Origin of the sequence: Pontibacter silvestris, from assembly GCF_020907275.1 — a bacterium.
Classification (GTDB): Bacteria; Bacteroidota; Bacteroidia; order Cytophagales; family Hymenobacteraceae; genus Pontibacter; species Pontibacter silvestris.
Map to the genome: position 1 here is coordinate 59,726 of NZ_JAJJWI010000008.1, position 20,584 is coordinate 80,309.

Here is a 20,584-nt window from a genome sequence, read left to right on the forward strand (position 1 = left end):
TGAATGGCTTTCAATCAAGAGCAACATATAACAACTACGGGCACTGCACCCGAAGCATCAATTAACCCGCCAGCACTGGATGGCGAGGCACAGCAAATTGAGGTTTACGGAGCCCGCGAACATAACTTAAAAAATATAAACCTGAAGCTGCCGCGCTACAAGCTGGTAGTGTTTACTGGCATTAGTGGCTCAGGTAAATCGTCTCTTGCTTTCGATACTATTTATGCTGAAGGCCAGAGACGTTATATGGAAACTTTCTCTGCCTACGCCCGCAGCTTTATGGGTGGTTTGGAAAGACCCGATGTAGATAAAATTGAAGGGCTTTCGCCAGTTATCTCTATTGAGCAAAAGACGACCAGCCGTAACCCTCGCTCTACAGTAGGTACCATTACCGAAATCTACGATTTTATGCGCCTGCTTTGGGCACGCACCTCCGATGCTTACAGCTATGTGAGTGGTGACAAAATGGTTCGCCAGAGCGATGACCAGATCGTAAACCACATCCTGGAGAATTTCGACGGCAAGCGTATTGTAGTGCTTGCACCTGTGGTAAAAGGGCGAAAAGGACATTATCGTGAGCTGTTTCAACAGATTCGCAAAATGGGCTTTATACGTGCCCGAGTAGATGGTGAACTGGTAGAGATTGCACCTAAAATGCAGGTAGACCGCTACAAGATCCACGACATCGAAATAGTAATCGATAAGATAGTGGTAAAAGAAGAAGACCGTTACCGTTTGTCCAGCTCCATACAAAATGCTCTAACTCACGGTAAAGGCACTGTTCTTATTCTTGATGTGGATACAGACAAGACACACTTCTTCTCTCGCCACCTCATGGACCCTGCCACCGGTATTGCTTACGACGATCCGGCTCCTAACTCTTTCTCCTTCAACTCTCCTTATGGTGCCTGCCCTGTTTGTAACGGTTTGGGCGAAATACAGGAGATAACTGAAGAATCTGTTATACCAGATAAGGACCTTAGTATCCGTCGTGGTGGTATAGCACCGCTGGGCGAGTACCGCGACATCTGGGTTTTTAAGCAAATAGAAGCATTGTTTAAGCATTTCAAGGCTTCTGTTGCCACACCTATCAAAGACCTGCCGGAAGACCTGGTAAAGGTACTGCTATATGGCTTGGAAGAGGAACTGGAAGTAAAAACCAAGAAAGGTGATTATATAATTGAGTTTGAAGGGATCATCCATTTCCTGAAAAACCAGATGGAGTCTGAGTCTGATAATATCCGCTCGTGGGTAGAAGACTTTACCCAAACCACCACCTGCCCTGAGTGTAACGGTTATCGGCTTAAAAAAGAATCGCTGCACTTTAAAATTGATGGCAAGAACATAGGTGAGTTATCGGTACTGGATATCAATAAGCTTTATGCCTGGTTTGAAAACCTGGAAGAGCGGCTAAGTGAGCGGCAAAACATAATTGCCCGCGAACTGCTGAAAGAGATCCGCAAACGTATTGGCTTCTTACTGGATGTTGGCCTCGACTACCTGAGCCTGCACCGCCCGGTACGCACCTTATCGGGAGGCGAAAGCCAGCGCATCCGCCTAGCTACGCAGATTGGCACGCAGTTGGTTGGCGTGCTTTATATTATGGATGAGCCTAGTATTGGTCTGCACCAGCGCGATAACGAGCGACTGATTAATGCGCTGAAAGACCTTCGCGACTTAGGCAACTCTATTATAGTAGTAGAACACGACAAAGACATGATTCTTCAGGCTGACTATGTGGTTGATATCGGTCCTGGTGCTGGTATACATGGCGGCCAGGTAGTAACTGCTGGCACTCCGGAAGAAATGACAAAGGCAGGCACAACTACAGCCGACTTCCTGAGCAACCGCAGAGGTATTGAGGTTCCTCGTGTAAAGCGCCCTGGAACAGGCCAATTACTGAAGCTTATTGGTGCTACAGGCCATAACCTGAAAAATGTAACACTAGAACTGCCATTAGGCAAAATGATTTGTGTGACGGGAGTATCAGGCAGTGGTAAATCGTCGCTCATTCACGATACATTGTATCCTATCCTGAACACACACTTCTTCAGGGCCAAGCGTGAGCCACTACCATATAAAAGCATTGAAGGGCTGGAGCACATTGATAAAGTAATTGAAGTAGATCAGTCACCGATTGGGCGAACGCCTCGCTCCAACCCTGCTACTTATACAGGTGTTTTTACTGAGATTCGAAGCCTGTTTGCACAACTCCCCGAGGCGAAAATCAGAGGTTATTCGCCTGGCCGTTTCTCTTTTAATGTGAAAGGCGGGCGCTGCGAAGCCTGCGAGGGAGCTGGTATGCGAACAATTGAGATGAATTTTCTGCCAGATGTGTACGTACCATGTGAGGTATGCCGCGGCAAACGCTATAACCGTGAAACACTGGAAGTACGCTACAAGGGCAAGAGCATTACCGATGTGCTGGACATGACTGTAGAAAGTGCTGTAGAGTTTTTTGAGAACCAGCCACGCATTCTTCGTAAAATTAAAACATTAAACGAAGTTGGCTTAGGTTACATTACACTCGGGCAGCAAGCCACCACGTTGTCAGGAGGCGAAGCACAACGTGTAAAGTTAGCTACAGAATTGTCGAAGAAAGATACAGGCCAGACACTATACATCCTGGATGAGCCAACCACAGGTCTGCACTTCCAGGATATTGAGCACCTGACAGACGTACTGCATAAGCTTACTGACAAAGGCAACACAGTACTTATTATTGAGCACAACCTGGACCTGATTAAAGTAGCAGATCATGTTATTGATATAGGCCCAGAAGGTGGTGAAGCAGGAGGAACTATTGTAGCCTCTGGCACACCAGAAGAGGTAGTAAAAGCTGCCAAAGGCTACACAGCCCGATTCCTGAAAGAAGAACTACAAAGCAGCCATTACCGCGAAAATGGAGCAGATGGCACACCACAACAGGAAGGTTAAGTAATAAAGAAAGAAAAAGAGGCTGCTATTATGATAGCAGCCTCTTTTTCTTTCTTTATTACTGTATCAGTTTAAAATGCGGTTCTAAAAGGTTACCTGGCAAACTTCTGCTCTAAATATCAGAGACTCTATCTTCAAGTGTTTCAGCACGCTGTAGACGGCTCCTTAGCAGAGGCAGCTGTTTAGAGGCAAACTGCTGCACCTCCAGCGCCTTTGCGTTATCTGCCATGTCTTGATAACGCTTAACAAGATCTTCATGCTGATCTACAGTTTGTTTAATGTAAGACAAATCGAATTCTATACCTGACTTTGCATACACCTCATTGTACACCTCCTGATGAGCTGAACCTAAAGAGTCTGGCAATACAAAGCTGCTCTGGTTTGCCATATTCCTTAAATCTTCCAGCACCCGCTGATGATCTTGCTCCAACTGACGCCCCAGTGCTTTTACCTCAGGACTAACAGCCTTTGTTGAAGCCAATTCTGCCAATTGTACCTGTAGCATACTGGCACTGGTAGCCTCAGCGGCAAATAAAGCATCATTTTTCATATCCCGCAGGCCAGCTTCCTCAAAGCGCTGTACGCTTTCCTCGGTTGCCAGACTTATGCTATCGTCTGTGCTACATGCTGTGCTAAAGAGTAAAATGGCTACAACGGCACCTCTTACAAGTAGAGTCTTTATCATATAATATTTGTTTAAATTACAAAAGCACCTGCAAGTGTAAAACTCGCAGATGCTTTAAAGATATCTAATCACCTTTACTGGTGCAAATGTTATTGGTTACTTGCCGTGCTATTATTACTCATTGAATCTTTAATCTGATTCGCCTGATCAAGATGCTGACGCAATGTTGGCAGTGTAGAAGAAGCAAAGCTCTTCACATCAGGATCTTCCAAATCACTAGCCGCATTATCAAAAAGGTTTACAGCTTCCTGATGCGAGTTTACCATCAAGTCCATAAAAGACTGGTCAAAATCAGAACCTGTTTTGTCACGAAGGCTCTGCAATTTATCTTTATGATCCTGGCTCATGCTATCTGGTAATGTAATGCTCTTCTGGGAGGCAAGAGATTTTAATTGATCTGTCGCCTTTTCGTGATCAGTCACCATCATCTGTCCGAAGCCTTTTACTTGTTGCGACTGCCCTTTCTCCTGCGCCAGTTGCCCGGCTTGTATCTCCAGCATATTACTGCTAGCTGCCTGCGTCATGAAATCAGATTGGCTAGCTTTCTGCTCCTCCATAGAGGTATCTTCAAACTCCTGCTCATTAGTTTCTTGTGCTTCATCTACAGCACCCTGCTGTTGATTACATGAAGCTACTCCAAATAAAAAAGCACACGCTACTAGTGCTGTTGATGCAATTTTTTTCATAGTTTTATAGTTCGATGTTAAATCAATATTACAAATAATAAATTCCTTATACGTTGTGCATTTTTTTGAGTTATATAAAGTCCTTCAATTCATTTTACAAGCCATCCTAATTATATATTAAATTTTTCTACGACATTGCTTTTCTATTTAGACCACTAACAATAAAAGATAAATACAATTACTCATTACCATTTACAGTATCATATGGCTGATTCAAGCATTACCCCAGTTACATTTAAGTCTAACTTCATGAAACAAGAAAGAAAGCTCTTAAGGCAGATGATTCTAGCTTTTCTTTTGCTGTTACCACTCACTACAGTTCTGGCACAGACGGAAGAGCCCTTCGATGGGCCAGATGAAATAAATACAGCACATAGCCATGTTATTAAGATACATCCTTTAAGGATTGGTGAAATTACCGCCTCATATGAGAAACAACGCACCTCACGGGTTACTAATGAGTTTGGGATGAGCTACATCTATAAAAGTTACACAAGAGATGTATGGGCACCAAAAGGAGAGAATGTATTCGGGGTTGGTATGTTCTCCAGCCAACGCCACTATACTTCTAAGAAGCATGATACGCCATTTGGCTTTTATCACGGGCCTGTATTTGGTTATCGGTTTATAAAATTCGAAGAGGGAGTGTTCGACCTATCTGAAGACGCCCCTGACAGGCGGTATGTTGGGCGCCTATATCAAAACGCAATGGATCTCAGCTATCAGGTTGGAGGGCAATTCCAGATGGGAAATCATCTGACTATGGAGATTTCCGGTTTATTAGGTGGCAGAGTAAAATATGCTTATTCTAAAGGTGCCAGAGAATTGATAACTAATAATATTATTGGCTATGTTTTAACATCTGACGAGAGTTCAGCAGTAATGATAACGCCATTGCCACAGCTCGTTCTTTCTGTCGGGTATTCTTTCTAAAGAAGTTAAAAGGCTTAAAAGTGTGGCACTGTTGAAGATACAACGGCACCACACTTTTTTATGGATATACAATTAAGCAGCCTACAAAAACATGCCTGCGGAAAAAGCCAGTGCTACCCCACAACTAAAGCCTGCATATACCTGGTCGGGAGTATGAGCATGCAAGGCCAGCCTTGCCGACAGCACAGCCCCTGCCAGTACTATAGCAACCGCTATAGGCATTGCTAAAGATGCCTCTGGCACCAGCCTGTTCAGTATAAGCAAAAAACCTAAGCCACCACCAATCCCGACCCCATGTGCACTTATCTTCCAGAAAAGAGAAATCAGGTAGGTCAGGAATACTGCAACAGCAATAACAGCCATCACAAAGTAAAATATAGCATCAAATGCAGGCTCGCGGTATAGCAAATAAGAGGTAACAGCATAGCAGACAGTAGTAAACAGCAAAGGCAGACTACGCTGTTCCCTCCTGTCCATTTCCACAGAATCGAGTTGCCCGGCACGCACCATTACATAAGCACCCATACCAGGAATAATAAACGTGGTAAAGAAAATCATCCCCAACACTATCCAGCGGCTACGTAACGGCAAGGTAAGCGCAGACACAGGCAAATAATACATGATAAAGGCAAAAAGGTATGTTGGTATCAGTAACGGGTGAAACAGCACCGACAGCAACTGCGCAATAGAGCGATTCAAAGCAGTAGTTCTAATAAGTGAATTAAGATAAATTGGCTGATGCTAAACAGCAAACATTTTAGTTATAGATTTACGACCTGCTGCCAGATTTCTTCATTTACAGGTATTCCTTCTTTTTCGTTTTCAAGCCTTGAAGCCAGTGTACCTTCACCTGGGTAGCGAACCTCTCCGTTTTCACCTGAAGCCTTGCTGCTCTTAGTGTACTTAATGATTCTTTCACTGATGGCTTCATCTAAATTAGCCGCATCAATACAGAGAAAGAACTGAGATACGCCAGCCTCTTTACCATCAGCAGTTATTTCGGCTACTGTACGTCCTCCGCTTAGCGAAGCTACCAGCACATCCAGCATAAGCGATAAACCTGAACCTTTCCAGAAGCCTATAGGTACTACCCTTTCCGTTTCTCTTATCTTGGCAGGATCAGTAGATGGCTGTCCGTTCTCATCATAGCCCCCTACAACAGGAAGTTCTTTGCCTTCAAGATCATACTCCTGTAGCTTACCATAAGAAAACTGCGACATGGCCATATCCAGCACTACATGCCCTTCTTTACGCGGAACAGCAATAACTAAAGGATTATTACCCAGGCGAGGTTCCTTGCCGCCCCACGGTGGCATATTGGCTATAGAGTTTGTTGCACAGACACCAATGCAACCTGCACTAGCAGCCAACCAGCCGTAAGTTCCGCCACGCATCCAGTGGTTGGTATTCTTAACAGCGACACAGCCAAGACCATGTTTCTTAGCTAAGGCTATTGCGCGTTGCATAGCAAGAGAGGCTGTATACATGCCCGGTGCCAAATGACCATCCCACTGCTCTGTTGCACCATTCGCTCCTACTTTCTCTGGTGTTGCCTGTATGTTAACTTTGCCGTCTTTTACGAGTTGCACAAAGGCAGGGAAACGATTCAACCCATGAGAATAAACGCCGTCTCTGCTGTTCTCAGCAAATATATGGGCACAAAGCTCTGCTCTGTCTTCGCTGAATTCTAACTTTAGCAGCACTTTCTTTAACTGTGCTTTTAACTCCTCAAATGATACTCTCATATTTTATGCTCATTAGCTAACAGTCTTACAAACCTGATAACACGTACCAGTACAAGGCTATTTTTGTTATAAACCAATGCAGTATAAAAGCAGGAGAATCATAAGCAGCATTAAAGGCATGCTACAGCTCCTTTCTAAGGCGGGCTACTGGTATGTTTAGCTGCTCCCGGTATTTAGCCACCGTACGCCGGGCAATGTTATAGCCTTTATCGTTCAGAAGCTTCTCTATCTTTTCGTCAGATAGCGGCTTACGCTTGTTTTCTTTGTCGATGATCTCTTTTAGGATATGTTTTACTTCACGGCTACTGGCATCCTCGCCAGAGTCAGTGGCAATACCTTCCGAGAAGAAATACTTAAGCGGATAAATACCAAACTCTGTCTGCACCGCCTTACTGTTTGCTACGCGGCTTACGGTACTAATATCCATGCCAATCTCTTCAGCAATATCTTTCAGGATCATTGGCCGCAGCTTACTTTCATCTCCTTCTAAAAAGAAATCGTGCTGGTATTTGATAATAGCCTCCATAGTACGCAGCAGTGTGTTCTGGCGCTGGCGAATAGCATCTATAAACCATTTGGCGGCATCCAGCTTCTGCTTTACAAAAGTTACCGTCTCTTTTAGTTTCTTATCCTTTTTGTCTGACTTATCATAAGCATCAAACATATCGGCATAAGAACGGCTGATACGCAAATCGGGGGCATTACGCGAATTCAGTGACAATTGCAGCTGACCGTTCTCATTTGTCAGGATAAAATCCGGGATGATGTACTGCACCCGTGTGGTGCCTGAGCCGGAACCACCTGGTTTGGGGTTCAGCTTTACAATAAGGTCAATGGCCTTCTTCAACTCATCTTCTGATACACCAAATTTAGACTGGATTTTCTGGTAGTGCTTTTTAGTGAACTCATCAAAAGCATCTTCAATAATGTTCTCGGCCAGCGTAGTGATCGCATCCTGTTCCCGGCGGTGCAACTGTAGCAAAAGGCACTCTGGCAAATCGCGGGCAGCAATACCGGCAGGGTCAAATGTCTGAATCATGTGCAGCACCTGCTCTACTTCATCCTCATTAGTCTCTATGTTCTGTGAGAAAGCCAAGTCGTTTACAATAGAACTCAGTTCACGACGGATATACCCATCGCTATCGATGCTGCCAATTAGCTGCATTCCTATAGAATACTGCTTATCGTCGAGACTCAGGAAACCCAGCTGATCTAACAGGGCATCAGTAAGCGAGGTCGTCATGGCAATGGGCATCTCCCGGTCTTCTTCATCGTCACCACCACGGTCGCCCTGCATCTTATAACCACTTATCTCATCATCGTGCAGGTATTCGTTCAGGTCAACATCATCATCCTTGCTGTTATAATCATCCTCCCCCTCATAATCATCATTATCGGAAAAGGGGTCTGTCTCCGGCTCCTCACGCCCTTCTTCCAGGGCGGGGTTAATTTCCATTTCTTCTTTAATGCGCGCTTCTAACTCAACAGTAGGTATCTGCAGCAGCTTGATAAATTGTATCTGCTGCGGCGATAGCTTCTGAGATAAAAGTTGTCGTAAGTCGAGTCGCTGCATAATTAAATAGAAAAATAAGTGCGGCTTTGCGCACCTCCAAATTTAGAATAATTTTACTCTCATTTACAAAAAAGGTTAAAATATCGTTACTTTGGGGGATTTTATGAAACCATGAGAATGCCGGCACAAAGGCATCTTTCAAAACAGGCTGAAAAAAGCGATAATATTAAAGCCATTGGTATACATTACTTTAGATGTTTGCTTTACAGCTTTAACTTTGCGCTTTAGAGATGCTTTACACTTTAAAGAACAGTTGGGATATATTAACTATCATACATGCAACGTATAAAAGTAAAAGATCTGCTAACGGGTGCTGAACTAGGCAAAGAGGTTTTGCTGAAAGGCTGGGTGCGCACAAAGCGCGGTAACAAGTTTGTTAATTTTATTGCCGTAAATGACGGTTCTATTATAAATAACTTACAGGTTGTAGCCGATGCAGAAAGGTTTAGCGAGGAAGCACTAAAAGATGTAACCACTGGTGCCAGCGTGGCTATAACTGGGGAGCTGGTACAGTCGCAGGGGAAAGGCCAGGCATATGAAGTTCATGCTAATACCATTGAGGTGTTGGGTAAAGCCGACCCTGAAACATATCCGCTGCAAAAAAAAGCACACTCGCTGGAGTTTCTGCGGGAAATAGCGCACCTGCGTTTCCGTACCAATACCTTCGGCGCAGTGTTCAGAGTGCGTAACGCACTGGCTTTTGCAGTGCATAAGTTCTTTAATGAGCACGGCTTCGTATATATGCACACACCTATCGTTACGGCTTCGGATGCTGAGGGTGCCGGTGAGATGTTTCGTGTAACTACGCTGGACCTGGACAACCTGCCTCGCACAGAAGAAGGTAAAATCAACTTTGAGGAAGACTTCTTCGGCCGTTCTACCAACCTGACTGTTTCCGGACAGATGGAGGGCGAAGTGGCAGCCATGGCTTTCAGCGATATTTATACTTTCGGGCCTACGTTCCGTGCCGAGAACTCCAACACCACACGTCACCTGGCGGAGTTCTGGATGATTGAGCCTGAAATGGCTTTTTATGACCTTAAGATGAATGCAGACCTGGCAGAGGAATTTATCCGCTACATCATCAACCATGCTATAGAAAATAATAGGGAAGACCTTGAGTTCCTGGCACAGCGACAGGCCGAGGAGGACAAGCAGAAGCCGCAGAATGAACGACAGGAAATGGGCTTGATTGAAAAACTGGAGTTTGTAATAAGTAATCAGTTTGAGCGCATCACTTACACAGAGGCAATAGATATTTTGCTGAACTCTAACCACTATAAAAAGAAGAAGTTCCAGTACGACGTAAAGTGGGGTATAGACCTGCAAAGCGAACACGAGCGTTACCTGGTGGAGAAGCACTTTAAAAAGCCGGTAATAGTAACAGACTATCCGAAGGATATTAAAGCGTTTTACATGCGCCTGAACGACGACGGCAAAACCGTTGCCGCCATGGATATTCTGGCTCCGGGCATTGGCGAGATTGTGGGTGGTTCACAGCGTGAGGAGCGTATGGATGTGCTGGTAGAGCGCATGAAAGCTTTCGGTATTGAGCCAGAGGATATGTGGTGGTTCCTGGATACTCGCCGCTTCGGAGGCTGTCCGCATGCTGGTTTCGGTCTTGGCTTTGAGCGCGTAGTGCAGTTTGTAACAGGTATGGGTAACATCCGCGATGTAATCCCTTTCCCTCGTACTCCAAAGAACGCAGAGTTTTAATATCAATTTTACATATACACCAAAGAAGCCCGGTCAGGTATGGCCGGGTTTCTTTGGTACTGATACTTCTATATTACCATTATTCCTGTTTCATGCACAAACTTTATATTCTTCTCTTTTTCTTCCTACTATTGACACACTTAAGCCTTGCTCAAGTGCAACATGCACAAATAGAGGCTCAGATTTAAAGCTTTCTGTAACAACTGTAAATTTTCTCTTATTTCCCTACCGGAGAAGTAACAGTATATCAGACCCCTTCCCCACCTGTTATACCGAATATATGAGGAATAACTACATCTGCAGAAAATTTTATATCACCACACAAGCAGAGGTAGCAGCTCCCTTATTCCTCTGGTTGTATGTAGATAAAGCAACTGGTGCAGTTAACGTGCTACCTATATATGGCACTGACTGTAGAGCAAGGCAATAAGTATGTTACACGCTTTGTAGAAGATAACCTCTTATACCTGATCTTCTTCCAAAAAGAGAATAGGACCTAACAAATGCTTCAGGCTATAGATGACCTGACCTTAGACTTTCCCAACCTGAATCATTATTTTGCTAAAGTTGATGATTGGGTTCATATGGGCCATAAGTCAGGGAAGAGCATATTTGCCGGACACTATAAGAAGAAGGTTTATAAGACAAATAACAATTGTCTTTTACGTTTTGATGCTTTTCCGTATAATCCTAAAGCGGCCACCTTTACTTTTACTCATATTGTTAACCTTAACCTACAGGCAGAACAGGCATCGTACCAAACATTCTATTTCCCAAAAGCAGCAACTGAATATAACAGCTATCTGCTGCAAAACAAACTGCTTAAGTTTCCGGTAAGCTCAAAAGAGCTAAAGCTTGAGACTTATGATGCCTACGGGTGGTGGCACATTCTCTACACCTCGTGGCTCAGTAACTGTACCTACCACTTTGATGCGCATGGGCGGCTTTAGTGCTTATGGCAATGGAACAGGTCTTTTTAAGGCTTGCCTGAATGCCACCACACTGGATAAAGCACAGGGTTATATCAGTTCCAGAAAGCAGGATATGGTTGAAAATTATGTAGAACTGCTACATCTGCAAAATACAAAAGCAAGCCCCACGACAATATTCCTGAACATGAATAATACTTTTTATATCTTTCTAGATAAGAAAGATAAGCAAATAAAGGTCATGCAATTTTAATGCCTTGGACAGGAATAACAGCAGATCAACACATCTTCAGAATTAGGATAAGTTTTAAGCATAATGCGTCATTTTTACACATACTTTGGCTAGAAATTTGCACGTTATAAGCATATAATTCAAGCTTTTAATTCTATGCATAGATTATTTCTAACCTTGCTCTTTCTGGGGCTATTTGCCAATGTGGCTACTGCTCAGAAAGAGTTTGCTAATTTAGATTTACCCATGCGCAATGCTGAAGACCTGGTAACAGTGGCAGATAGCAGTGGCAATGTGTGTGTTTACGTCTATCAGAATGGCAAACTATATTTTAACCTGCTTTCTTCTGGCGGAGAGGTTGTTTCTTCGCAGGAAATCCCATATCGTAATAATGAGGTGCCTGAGATTATGGGCAACCGTATAACAGAGGATGAATTTATTTTCTACAGCCGCCATACAAGTGGTCGCCGTGAATATGTACGTCCTTTTGCGATAAACAAGGAAACAGGAGCTTTCCGATTTGTACAGGACATTGAGTTGCCTCTTGGCCGGGGAGAATATTTTGTAGGTGGTTTCGGAGACTCCAATCACTTTTACATGCTTTACTCGGACAAGAAGAGCAACCTGCACCTGTTCCGTGACTCTGAGTATGATCCGGCACACTTTGACCGACAGTCTTTCGAGGCAGTTATGCCACGTACCCGTGAGCGCTATGACCGTGAAAGTAGTATGGTATACGTACACCCTGACTTGGATCAAACGGTGTTTACAGGGCATTACCGCAGCAAAATATATACCCGCGGCGATAAAATACATATGATTTTTGATGGTTATTACCTGAAAGGTGAGCGTAACAAAGTAACTACGGAGATATTAACGCTTGACTGGAACTCTGGAAGCTCTGAGTATAGAAAGCTACCCGTTATTGAGCAAAAAGGTGAGCCTAGCTTTAACTCGTTCCTGTACAATAACACACTCTTTCGTGTAACGCTGAAAAAAGAAGAAGTAGGCCTTACAGCTTATGACTTCAACACCTTACAACTGGTTCAAGAATATAAGTATGGTGGGAACGAGGAAATTACCATCAAAGCAACACCTGTGTACCAGAGAGGAGCTAAAGCATTGTTCTCATCAGACAGTAAAACAATAGAAGAAACTTCTAAAGTGATGAAGAACCTTGACAATGGTATTCCGGCTATTACTGTAGATGCGCTTACCGATAGTACGCTTCAGTTAACCATAGGTTCTTATCAGCCACCAAGAGGCAGCAATCAAAGCCGTGATATGTCACGTATGGTGCACACACCTGACCGTTACGTTCGTACCTCACGTGGTTTATACATGATCCCAGGCCGATGGACACCAGCTTATAATATATCAAGCTTTTACCTGGACTCACCATACTACAGCAGGTATTTCTATGACCCGTACAGAGGCGGCTATGGCCAACCAACCGGCCCAGGTGTTAGCACTTATTTCAGGGCTGTGTTAGACAGCAAAACATTAGCAAAGGCTAATATAGAAAAACCAACCTTACTGCAGGATAAAGTAGAAGCTTATGAACAAGAGCTGAAGTCAGAGCCGGATTACAAAACTGTGTACCGTTATGGTAACAAGTTACACTACGGTTACTACGACAGAAAATCCAAAACCTTCCGAATATTAGAGTTCTCACAGAACTCCCAAGAATAAGTTTAGCTCTTAACAAACAAAAAGCCCCGCAAGATTTACGGGGCTTTTTGTTTGTTAATCGTTTCTTTTACTGCTGTATCATTAATTTGTTAACCTTCTCCTGCACGGCAGGGCTTTGCTGATAAGCCAGCATAATCTGCTCGTACTGTTCCAGACTCATGCCATCCTTTTTAATAGCAGTTTCTACATCTTGTTGCATTGTTGGCTGCATTTCCATTATGCGCTGAGCTGCTTTATTGAACGCTGCCATTTGTTCAGGAGTAGCTTCCACCTCAGTTAGTTTCTGCTGCTGATGTGCCTGCGCCATCTCATTAAATTTCTCCACACTCAGATTCTCTTCTTCCAGAACAGAAAGCATTTTTTTCTCAGTTTCCTTTTGAATGTCCATAAGACGGGTATTAGCCTCAGCAAATTGCTTCAACTCAGCTTCTGAAAAGTCTGTTTTAACCTGTTGTTGTTGTTGTTGTTGTGCCGGTGGTGTTGTTTGAGCAAAGGCACTGCTCCCAAACGATACAGAGCCAAATATAAATGCAGCAACAGCTGCTCCTTTAAGTTTATTTAAGATTTTCATGAAATTCAGATGTTTTAATTTTAAATTGAAAACCAGCTTCTGACAGCCTTTAAACCATTGTCATTTTCTCTATACTTTAGGAAAACTAAATAGTTGTGAAATAACAGGTTTAGCCTTAACTATACTATAATAGTCAAGTACAACAGCTATAATTTTACATTTATAACTTCTGTAGTTATTCTTATAGCTATAGTTCATCCACCTCACTTGAGAGTTCATACTGTTTAAGTTTTAAACCACTGTTTATTAGCGCACCTTTAAGTCGAACATCAACAAAAGCGACTATGGAAAGGACATCTACAGGAATTTTCTCTTTATTGCGGTATAGTTTGCCACTTAAAAGAGAATACCTCCGCCACCGCTCGAACCGAGTACACAAACACAAGCATTGCTGGCTAAACGCGAATAATCTGTGGCTGCAGGTATAGAACAGTTCATCCGCCTTATTCTACAGTTCATCCACTTATACTTTAGGGTAGCAAAAGGCCTTTGCATCTTTGGTACACAACAAACAGAAAACCAAAACAGCCATGGAAACTTTATTTACAGTACTTCTTATCCTCCACATTACGGCAGGAACTATAAGTTTAATTTCCGGGCCTGTATCAATGGCAAACAGGAAAGGAGGCAAACAGCATCGCTTTACAGGAAAAGTTTTCTTTTATGCTATGATGCTGGTGAGTGTCACGGCTGTTTCTATGGCAGTGCTTCCAAACCACCATAGCTCCTTTCTGCTCATCATCGGGATTTTTAGCGCCTACCTTGTCAGCTCTGGTTATCGGGTACTGTACCTGAAGGACTTAACAAAAGGACAGAAGCCACAGCAGTTGGACTGGCTTATTTCGCTTACAATGGCTGCATTTGCTGCATATTTTGTTTATTCTGGATTAACAGGTAGTACAAGTAGTAGCTTTGGCAATAGCAATGTTATTTCTGTGGTTTTCGGTAGTATAGCACTGCTTTTAGTAGCAAAGGATATCCGCAAGTACACCCAGGCGCCAGCTGATATGAACTTCTGGCTCTACGACCACATCGCACGCATGGTGGCAGGCAATATAGCGGCTTTTACAGCTTTCCTGGTAGTCAACAACGCGGTGCTTCCGCCCGTGGTGGCATGGCTTGGGCCAACTGTTATAGGCTCTGCCGTCATCAGCTTTTTCATCACAAAGTATAAACTGAAAGCCAGAAAGAGCACGAATACTGAGGAATTAGTAACGCCCATTTAGTTGATGTTAGACCCCAAGTGCTTTAAACATCTCCTTTTCCTTCTGTCACATTACAAGCACCTTTAATTGCCATTACCTGTAAGTCTTAAAATCCAGCACCTAACATATAAAGGCTCTTTTACTTATATTTGCTTCTATACTACAGAATGACATTGTTAAAAGAGAAACCCGTAGCCGCTGCGTCAGCACAGGCTACACCTGTAAGCCCTGAACTAAAAACTTCTTCAGAGAAAATGAAGGCAACTTTCCGTGAGTTGCTGGGCTGGGTTTTGGCTGCCATTGGGGCCTTTGCTCTTGGTTGCCAGGAGTGTTTTAAGTTATCTGCCCCGGAGGCGCTTTATAGGTTCCTGTTTTCCTATTCTATTTTTGTGCTCATCTGGAAGGGAAATACCAGTGTGCTTGTACCTTTTCTGGCGAAGCGATATCCTTGGCTTGAGAACCCTGGCAAGCGCTTTGTGATTAGCATCATGGCTACGGTACTGCTCACGGTGGTTATTGTGGTGTTCGTTAATGTTGCTTTTCTCAGCTATAAAGGTTACACACTACAGGAGTTCATCAGATTAAACTGGTTAAGTGTGCTGGCTCCTCCTATTACTATTACTTTTATTATATCGCTGTGCTTTCATAGCTTGCACTTTCTGCAAAGCTGGCGGCAAACAGCCATTAACGCCGAACAGCTGGAGAAAGCAAGCATAGCCTCGCAGTATGAATCCCTGAAGGCACAGGTGAACCCGCATTTTCTGTTCAACAGCCTGAATGTGCTTACCAGCCTGGTGGAGACGGACCAGAAGCAGGCTGTTAAGTTTATCCGTAAGTTATCGGAAGTATACCGCTATGTGCTCGACAGCCGACAGAAAGAAGTTGTGCCGCTGCTGGAGGAGTTGCATTTCCTGAACTCCTATATCTACCTGCAGAAGATTCGTCATGCAGAGGCCCTTCAGGTACAGAATGATATCCCGCTGGAACCGAACCTGATGATCGTGCCCCTGGCTTTGCAAATGCTGCTGGAGAATGCTATAAAACACAACATAGCCCTGGAAGAAGAGCCACTGCGGGTGCATTTATACCTAGATGATGATTACCTCGTGGTACAGAATAACCTACAGGAGAAACGTATCCGGGAGGAATCTACAGGTGTGGGTCTCCCGAATATCCAGTCCCGTTACACTTACCTCACCAGCAAAAAAATGCAGATACAAGCCACAGCGCAGGATTTTGTAGTAAAACTGCCTCTTTTATACTTTAAAGAATAATGCGGATATTTATTATTGAAGACGAAAAACTGGCAGCCGACCGACTAGCTAAGTTGCTGCTTCAGCTCGAAAGCACAGCCAATGTAGTAGCCACAGCACCCTCCGTTCGAAAAACCATAGAAATACTCAGGCTAAACCCCCAGCTCGACCTTATCTTCATGGACATCCAGCTGGCCGACGGGTTGAGTTTTGAAATTTTTGAGCAGGTGCCCGTGGAGGTGCCTGTTATCTTCACCACTGCCTACGATGCTTATGCCATCAAAGCCTTCAAGGTAAACAGCATCGACTACCTGCTCAAGCCTATAGATGAGGAAGAGCTACAGGCAGCACTGGAAAAGTTCAGGAAACTGAACAGGCAAACTACTGCCACCGCACCGCAACTGGGGGCTTTGGAGCAGGCCATGCAACTGCTAAACGGCAGCAAAAACTATAAAAGCCGCTTCGTCGTGAAAGTAGGCGAGCACCTGCACATGATTCCGATGGAGAACGTAGATTATTTCTATAGCTTCGAGAAGGCCACTTTCCTGCATTGCAGCTCAGGCAAGCGTTTCGCCATCGACTACACACTGGAACAGCTGGAGCAATTGGTAAACCCGCAGTACTTCTTCCGCGTGAACCGCGGTTATTTAGTTAGCCTTAAAGCCATCAAAGATATTGTGGCCTGGTCGAACAGCCGCTTAAAGCTGGAGCTACGACAGGCTTCAAAGGAAGAGGTGGTAGTGAGCCGTGAGAAAGTGCAGGCATTTAAGGCTTGGCTGGATAAGTAACAGCCTCTTTTCTTTTATCGAGGGTCTCCTACCCCCAAAACAAGAGATAGAGCTAAAGTTCGGTTGCTTTTTTATAGTGACAGAATGAACTTACAACAAATGTTTTCCAACAACTCCTGCCCCTCAGAGAAGGAGGGCCAGGAGTTGTTGGGCCTCAGCATCAAAAGCCTCTACGCTTTATGTGGCTTTAGCTTCTCCTTCTTCACCAATTGCTTCTCCAACAGCTTCTGCACCTCAAGCTTATCATAGTCTTCTACTGAATTAATGTACCTCATCACTTTCTTCATGATTTTATCCTGCTGCTGGCCTGCTTCTAAAGCATATGAGTAAGGCAGGTCGGTAAAGGTAACCATGGTGTAAAGCGGAATCCATCTATCAGGATATTGTTCACTGATTTTGTTTTCTATTTTCTTGCGGAGAAGGAAATGAGGGTCAGCTACCTTGTCCCGCATTTCTTCGAAGTTCATTACAGCCAAGTCGGCAATAGCATCTGCATTGGGTTTACGGCTTTGCTCAAAAGCTTTAAAGAGCTCTTCCCAATTACCCCCCTCAAAGTTATCAAGCAGCTGATCCAGTACGGTTATGTCTTCAAAGCCAGCATTCATACCTTGCCCATAAAATGGCACCACAGCATGGCATGCATCTCCGATCAGCATGGCTTTGTCTTTGTATGACCACGGGAAGCACTTTATAGTTACCAGTGAGCCTACTGGGTTAGAAAAATATTCCTGCGCCAGATCTCGCATAAGTGGTAACACATCAGGAAAAACCTCACTGAAAAAATTATGCAGATCTTCTTTTGTTTTTATTCCTGCAAAAGATCGCTCTCCTTCATAAGGAAAAAACAAAGTGCAGGTAAAGCTGCCATCAATATTAGGCAGGGCAATCATCATGTAACTACCACGAGGCCAGATGTGCAAGGCATTTTTCTCCAGTGCCCAGCCTCCTTCAGCAGTTGGCGGTATGGTTAATTCCTTATAACCGTAGTTTAGGTAGCTTTGTTTGTAGTTAAACCGCTCTGTTTTCTGCATGGCGCCACGTACCATCGAGAAAGCACCATCGGCACCAAATATCACTTCAGGCTGAATTGTTTCAATAGCACCTGTTTCGCTATTCCGAAGTTGCACCACGTTTTCGCACAGGTCCACATCCAGCACTTTCCGGTTAAAATGGTAGTTAATGTCCGGGTTCTGGTCTGAGATGTTCATCAGGGCCATGTTAAGCCCACCTCTGGATACCGAGTAAATGGCTTTACCTTCTTTATTATAGGGCTGGAAAGAAAGGTTTCCCTGCTCGTCGTGCATCATGCGGCCATGCATCGGCACTGCTACTTTACGCATTTCCTCCTCTATGCCTATGCCTTTCAACGCTCGCCAGCCACGGTCGCTTAGCGCCAGGTTTATAGAACGCCCTTCCTCTAAATCTGTCGTGCGCATATCAGGGCGTCGCTCATACAAATCTACTGCATAGCCACGTTTGGCCAGGTAAAGTGAGAGCAGCGAACCTACTAAGCCAGCTCCCATAATGGCAACATTTTTTTTATCAGTCATCGGTATTGGTGTACAGCACACCCTTTTACAGGCATAAAGTAACGGTTTTCTTTTGGGGTTAACAATTACTTTACACCTGCTGACGTACCCTTAGCCTTTTATGTTTCTAAAAGTAAGATTGATACGGGGCATTACAGCACGTTGAGTTTTAGGCAAATTGTGCTGCCAAGCGTGCTGTGTGGGGCCCTGCATCAGCAGTAGGCTGCCATGCTGTAGCGTTATATAAATGTTCTTTTGTGCTTTATTGGACTTATGCCTGAAGCCAAACTTACGTTCTCCTCCAAGACTAACAGAAGCTATATTGGGGTCTTGTCCTAACTCTGCCTCATCATCAGCATGCCAACCCATGCTATCGTTGCCGCTACGGTACAAGTTTAAAAGCACACTATTATATGCCTGCTCAGAAGCCTCCTCAACCTGTTCTTTTAACCTTTGCAGTACAGGTAGCCACGGCTGTGGGGTATTGTGCAGCCCTGAGTAAGTATAGCCTTTGTCTCCATACCAGGCTGTGAGGCGCGGCATAGGCTGCAGCTTACCAAACAATTTTATACTTTCCTGTTTCCAGTTTATAGTTTGCAACAGCTCCTGCAGATAAGTGTTACTTTCTTCTACATCGAAGAAATGAGGGCTATAATATACTTCGGCATCGGGTAAAGGCAGGCGTTGCAAGCTTTTTTCTGAATAAAACATCAAATTTAATTTTAAGAAATCTCATCTGGTGTCTGATCTACTTCCAGTACAGGACGGCCGCTCTTTCTTCGCTCACGATCAAGTATATTAATTGCTTTTGTGGCAGTTAAACCATGTAATATGATAGACACCATTACAATAAAGGCTATAATAGACCATAACTCATTTGCTTCTGGTAAATCTACCTGATCTAACGCAAAGGAAAGGTAGAAGAATGAACCTATACCCCGAATGCCAAAGAAACAAACGGCCAGCTTCTCCTTTGTAGTAGAGTATGTGCCCAGCATACTTGGGAAAGTAGCAAGTGGCCTGATGATAAACAGAAAAGCTAAACCTATCAAAGCTGCCTGCCAGGTAAGATAGTCCAAGATTCCGGTTACGAGGCTTCCACCGAACAGTACCAGCAATATTACCATAATAATCCGTTCCACCTGGTTCACAAAGTCATGCATCTCTATGTTATATTCGTTCTCCTCTTCTATATTACTCATCGTAAGCCCCGCCACAAATACCGCAATAAAGCCGTAGCCGTGCAGCATTTCAGTTATTCCATAAGTAACTAAAGTGGCAGATAGAGACAGAAAACCATGCTGTGCCATTGGGAATTTTGTTTTTTTGGGAAGTTTGAAAATAAGGTACGCCAGCCCACGCCCGATCAGGTAACCTGCACCAGCCCCTACTATAATTCTATACAGCAGATCATAAAGCACCCAATCCGTGAACCAGCTGCTTCCATTTGCCGCTGAAATAGCCAAAGCCACCGCAAGCCATGTAAAAGGAAAGGCAGAACCGTCGTTCAAGCCCGCCTCTGATGTAAGCGAGAACCTCACCACATCCTCCTCCTTATCGTCAGGAGGCCCCACTTGCACCTGCTCTGCCAGTACAGGATCGGTTGGCGCCAGCGAAGCGCCCAACAATACAGCACCAGCTACAGAAAGCCCTAATACACTCCACCCTAGTAAGGCTATCGCACCAATACACAGCAGCATCGTGAAACTTACCAACCGAAGCGGGATCCGCCAGTTCTTTATACTGAACTTTCGCCTGATCTTCAGACCTGTACCCATCAGCGAAATAATAACACTAAGTTCCGTAAGCCGCACTACATAATCTTCGCGCCAGATCGGATCTGGTGTAGGAAGCCCAAGCGGCAACAGGTAAATAGCCATGCCCAGCAGCAGGTACACAATCGGATACGAGATAAACGTCCTCTCCATAATATCTGGAATCCATGTCATGGAGAGCGCCGCTAACCCTATTATCGTCATCGCCACTATGTAATTATCCATTTGAAATACTATCTTTAAGATTAGTGGCCGTTATAAGAAACATCACATCTTGCCAAGAGCGTTTTTGTACGTTTCCTTTACAGAGCCAGTTGTAGGCATATTATACGTTG

The 20,584-nt window shown here is 44.2% G+C and carries 18 protein-coding genes; 9 read left to right on the plus strand and 9 right to left on the minus strand.

The window, feature by feature from the left end; genetic code table 11:
• The first annotated feature begins 3 nt into the window (after positions 1-3).
• Positions 4-2,937, plus strand: a complete 2,934-nt coding sequence (gene uvrA / locus LN995_RS08985) for an excinuclease ABC subunit UvrA (protein ID WP_229960510.1) — start codon at positions 4-6, stop codon at positions 2,935-2,937.
• Positions 2,938-3,049: 112 nt separating this feature from the next.
• On the opposite strand, the gene LN995_RS08990 is transcribed toward uvrA, so the two are convergent.
• Together LN995_RS08990 and LN995_RS08995 are read right to left on the minus strand one after the other, a co-directional pair.
• Entirely contained in the window at positions 3,050-3,622 is a 573-nt protein-coding gene (locus LN995_RS08990) for a DUF4142 domain-containing protein (protein WP_229960511.1), read from the minus strand.
• A gap of 89 nt (positions 3,623-3,711) precedes the next feature.
• Positions 3,712-4,308, minus strand: coding sequence for a DUF4142 domain-containing protein (locus LN995_RS08995; RefSeq protein ID WP_229960513.1), 597 nt, complete (start codon positions 4,306-4,308; stop codon positions 3,712-3,714).
• 279 nt (positions 4,309-4,587) lie between these two features.
• Between LN995_RS08995 and LN995_RS09000 the strand changes: the two genes are divergently transcribed.
• Positions 4,588-5,241 carry an ABC transporter ATP-binding protein gene (locus LN995_RS09000; protein ID WP_229960515.1) on the plus strand — a complete coding sequence of 218 codons (654 nt, stop codon included), beginning with the start codon at positions 4,588-4,590 and terminating at the stop codon, positions 5,239-5,241.
• Between the two features lie 81 nt (positions 5,242-5,322).
• On the opposite strand, the gene LN995_RS09005 is transcribed toward LN995_RS09000, so the two are convergent.
• The 3 genes from LN995_RS09005 to rpoN all read right to left on the minus strand — a co-directional run bounded on the left by LN995_RS09005 (position 5,323) and on the right by rpoN (position 8,559).
• Positions 5,323-5,940, minus strand: a complete 618-nt coding sequence (locus LN995_RS09005) for a hypothetical protein (protein WP_229960517.1) — start codon at positions 5,938-5,940, stop codon at positions 5,323-5,325.
• A gap of 62 nt (positions 5,941-6,002) precedes the next feature.
• Complete coding sequence (gene yiaK, locus LN995_RS09010; RefSeq protein WP_229960518.1) at positions 6,003-6,986, minus strand: 3-dehydro-L-gulonate 2-dehydrogenase; 984 nt, start codon at positions 6,984-6,986, stop codon at positions 6,003-6,005.
• A gap of 121 nt (positions 6,987-7,107) precedes the next feature.
• Positions 7,108-8,559, minus strand: a complete 1,452-nt coding sequence (gene rpoN / locus LN995_RS09015) for an RNA polymerase factor sigma-54 (RefSeq protein WP_229960520.1) — start codon at positions 8,557-8,559, stop codon at positions 7,108-7,110.
• Positions 8,560-8,835: 276 nt separating this feature from the next.
• Between rpoN and asnS the strand changes: the two genes are divergently transcribed.
• The 4 genes from asnS (at position 8,836) to LN995_RS09035 (ending at position 13,128) form a co-directional block, all read left to right on the plus strand.
• Positions 8,836-10,275: an asparagine--tRNA ligase gene (gene asnS / locus LN995_RS09020; protein WP_229960521.1), complete on the plus strand. Its 1,440-nt coding sequence runs from the start codon at positions 8,836-8,838 to the stop codon at positions 10,273-10,275.
• Positions 10,276-10,778: 503 nt separating this feature from the next.
• The gene (locus LN995_RS09025; RefSeq protein WP_229960523.1) at positions 10,779-11,225 is read left to right on the plus strand and encodes a hypothetical protein; all 447 of its coding nucleotides are present in this window, start codon (positions 10,779-10,781) and stop codon (positions 11,223-11,225) included.
• The gene (locus LN995_RS09030) at positions 11,212-11,457 is read left to right on the plus strand and encodes a hypothetical protein (RefSeq protein WP_229960525.1); all 246 of its coding nucleotides are present in this window, start codon (positions 11,212-11,214) and stop codon (positions 11,455-11,457) included. Before LN995_RS09025 ends, LN995_RS09030 begins: the two co-directional genes overlap by 14 nt.
• A 135-nt stretch (positions 11,458-11,592) precedes the next feature.
• Complete coding sequence (locus LN995_RS09035; RefSeq protein WP_229960527.1) at positions 11,593-13,128, plus strand: hypothetical protein; 1,536 nt, start codon at positions 11,593-11,595, stop codon at positions 13,126-13,128.
• 67 nt (positions 13,129-13,195) lie between these two features.
• Here LN995_RS09035 and LN995_RS09040 read toward each other — a convergent pair whose 3' ends face one another.
• Positions 13,196-13,699, minus strand: coding sequence for a DUF4168 domain-containing protein (locus tag LN995_RS09040; protein WP_229960530.1), 504 nt, complete (start codon positions 13,697-13,699; stop codon positions 13,196-13,198).
• A 530-nt stretch (positions 13,700-14,229) separates the two neighbouring features.
• Between LN995_RS09040 and LN995_RS09045 the strand changes: the two genes are divergently transcribed.
• The 3 genes from LN995_RS09045 (at position 14,230) to LN995_RS09055 (ending at position 16,945) form a co-directional block, all read left to right on the plus strand.
• The gene (locus LN995_RS09045) at positions 14,230-14,925 is read left to right on the plus strand and encodes a DUF2306 domain-containing protein (protein ID WP_229960531.1); all 696 of its coding nucleotides are present in this window, start codon (positions 14,230-14,232) and stop codon (positions 14,923-14,925) included.
• A gap of 146 nt (positions 14,926-15,071) precedes the next feature.
• Positions 15,072-16,178 carry a sensor histidine kinase gene (locus tag LN995_RS09050; protein WP_229960533.1) on the plus strand — a complete coding sequence of 369 codons (1,107 nt, stop codon included), beginning with the start codon at positions 15,072-15,074 and terminating at the stop codon, positions 16,176-16,178.
• A complete protein-coding gene (locus LN995_RS09055) occupies positions 16,178-16,945 on the plus strand; it encodes a LytR/AlgR family response regulator transcription factor (RefSeq protein WP_229960535.1) in 768 nt (255 codons plus the stop codon). Before LN995_RS09050 ends, LN995_RS09055 begins: the two co-directional genes overlap by 1 nt.
• A 170-nt stretch (positions 16,946-17,115) precedes the next feature.
• On the opposite strand, the gene LN995_RS09060 is transcribed toward LN995_RS09055, so the two are convergent.
• The 3 genes from LN995_RS09060 to LN995_RS09070 all read right to left on the minus strand — a co-directional run bounded on the left by LN995_RS09060 (position 17,116) and on the right by LN995_RS09070 (position 20,474).
• Positions 17,116-18,495, minus strand: coding sequence for an FAD-dependent oxidoreductase (locus LN995_RS09060; protein WP_229960537.1), 1,380 nt, complete (start codon positions 18,493-18,495; stop codon positions 17,116-17,118).
• Between the two features lie 90 nt (positions 18,496-18,585).
• Positions 18,586-19,185 carry an alpha-ketoglutarate-dependent dioxygenase AlkB family protein gene (locus LN995_RS09065; protein WP_229960539.1) on the minus strand — a complete coding sequence of 200 codons (600 nt, stop codon included), beginning with the start codon at positions 19,183-19,185 and terminating at the stop codon, positions 18,586-18,588.
• A gap of 11 nt (positions 19,186-19,196) precedes the next feature.
• Positions 19,197-20,474: a cation:proton antiporter gene (locus LN995_RS09070; protein WP_229960541.1), complete on the minus strand. Its 1,278-nt coding sequence runs from the start codon at positions 20,472-20,474 to the stop codon at positions 19,197-19,199.
• Positions 20,475-20,584 lie beyond the last annotated feature (110 nt).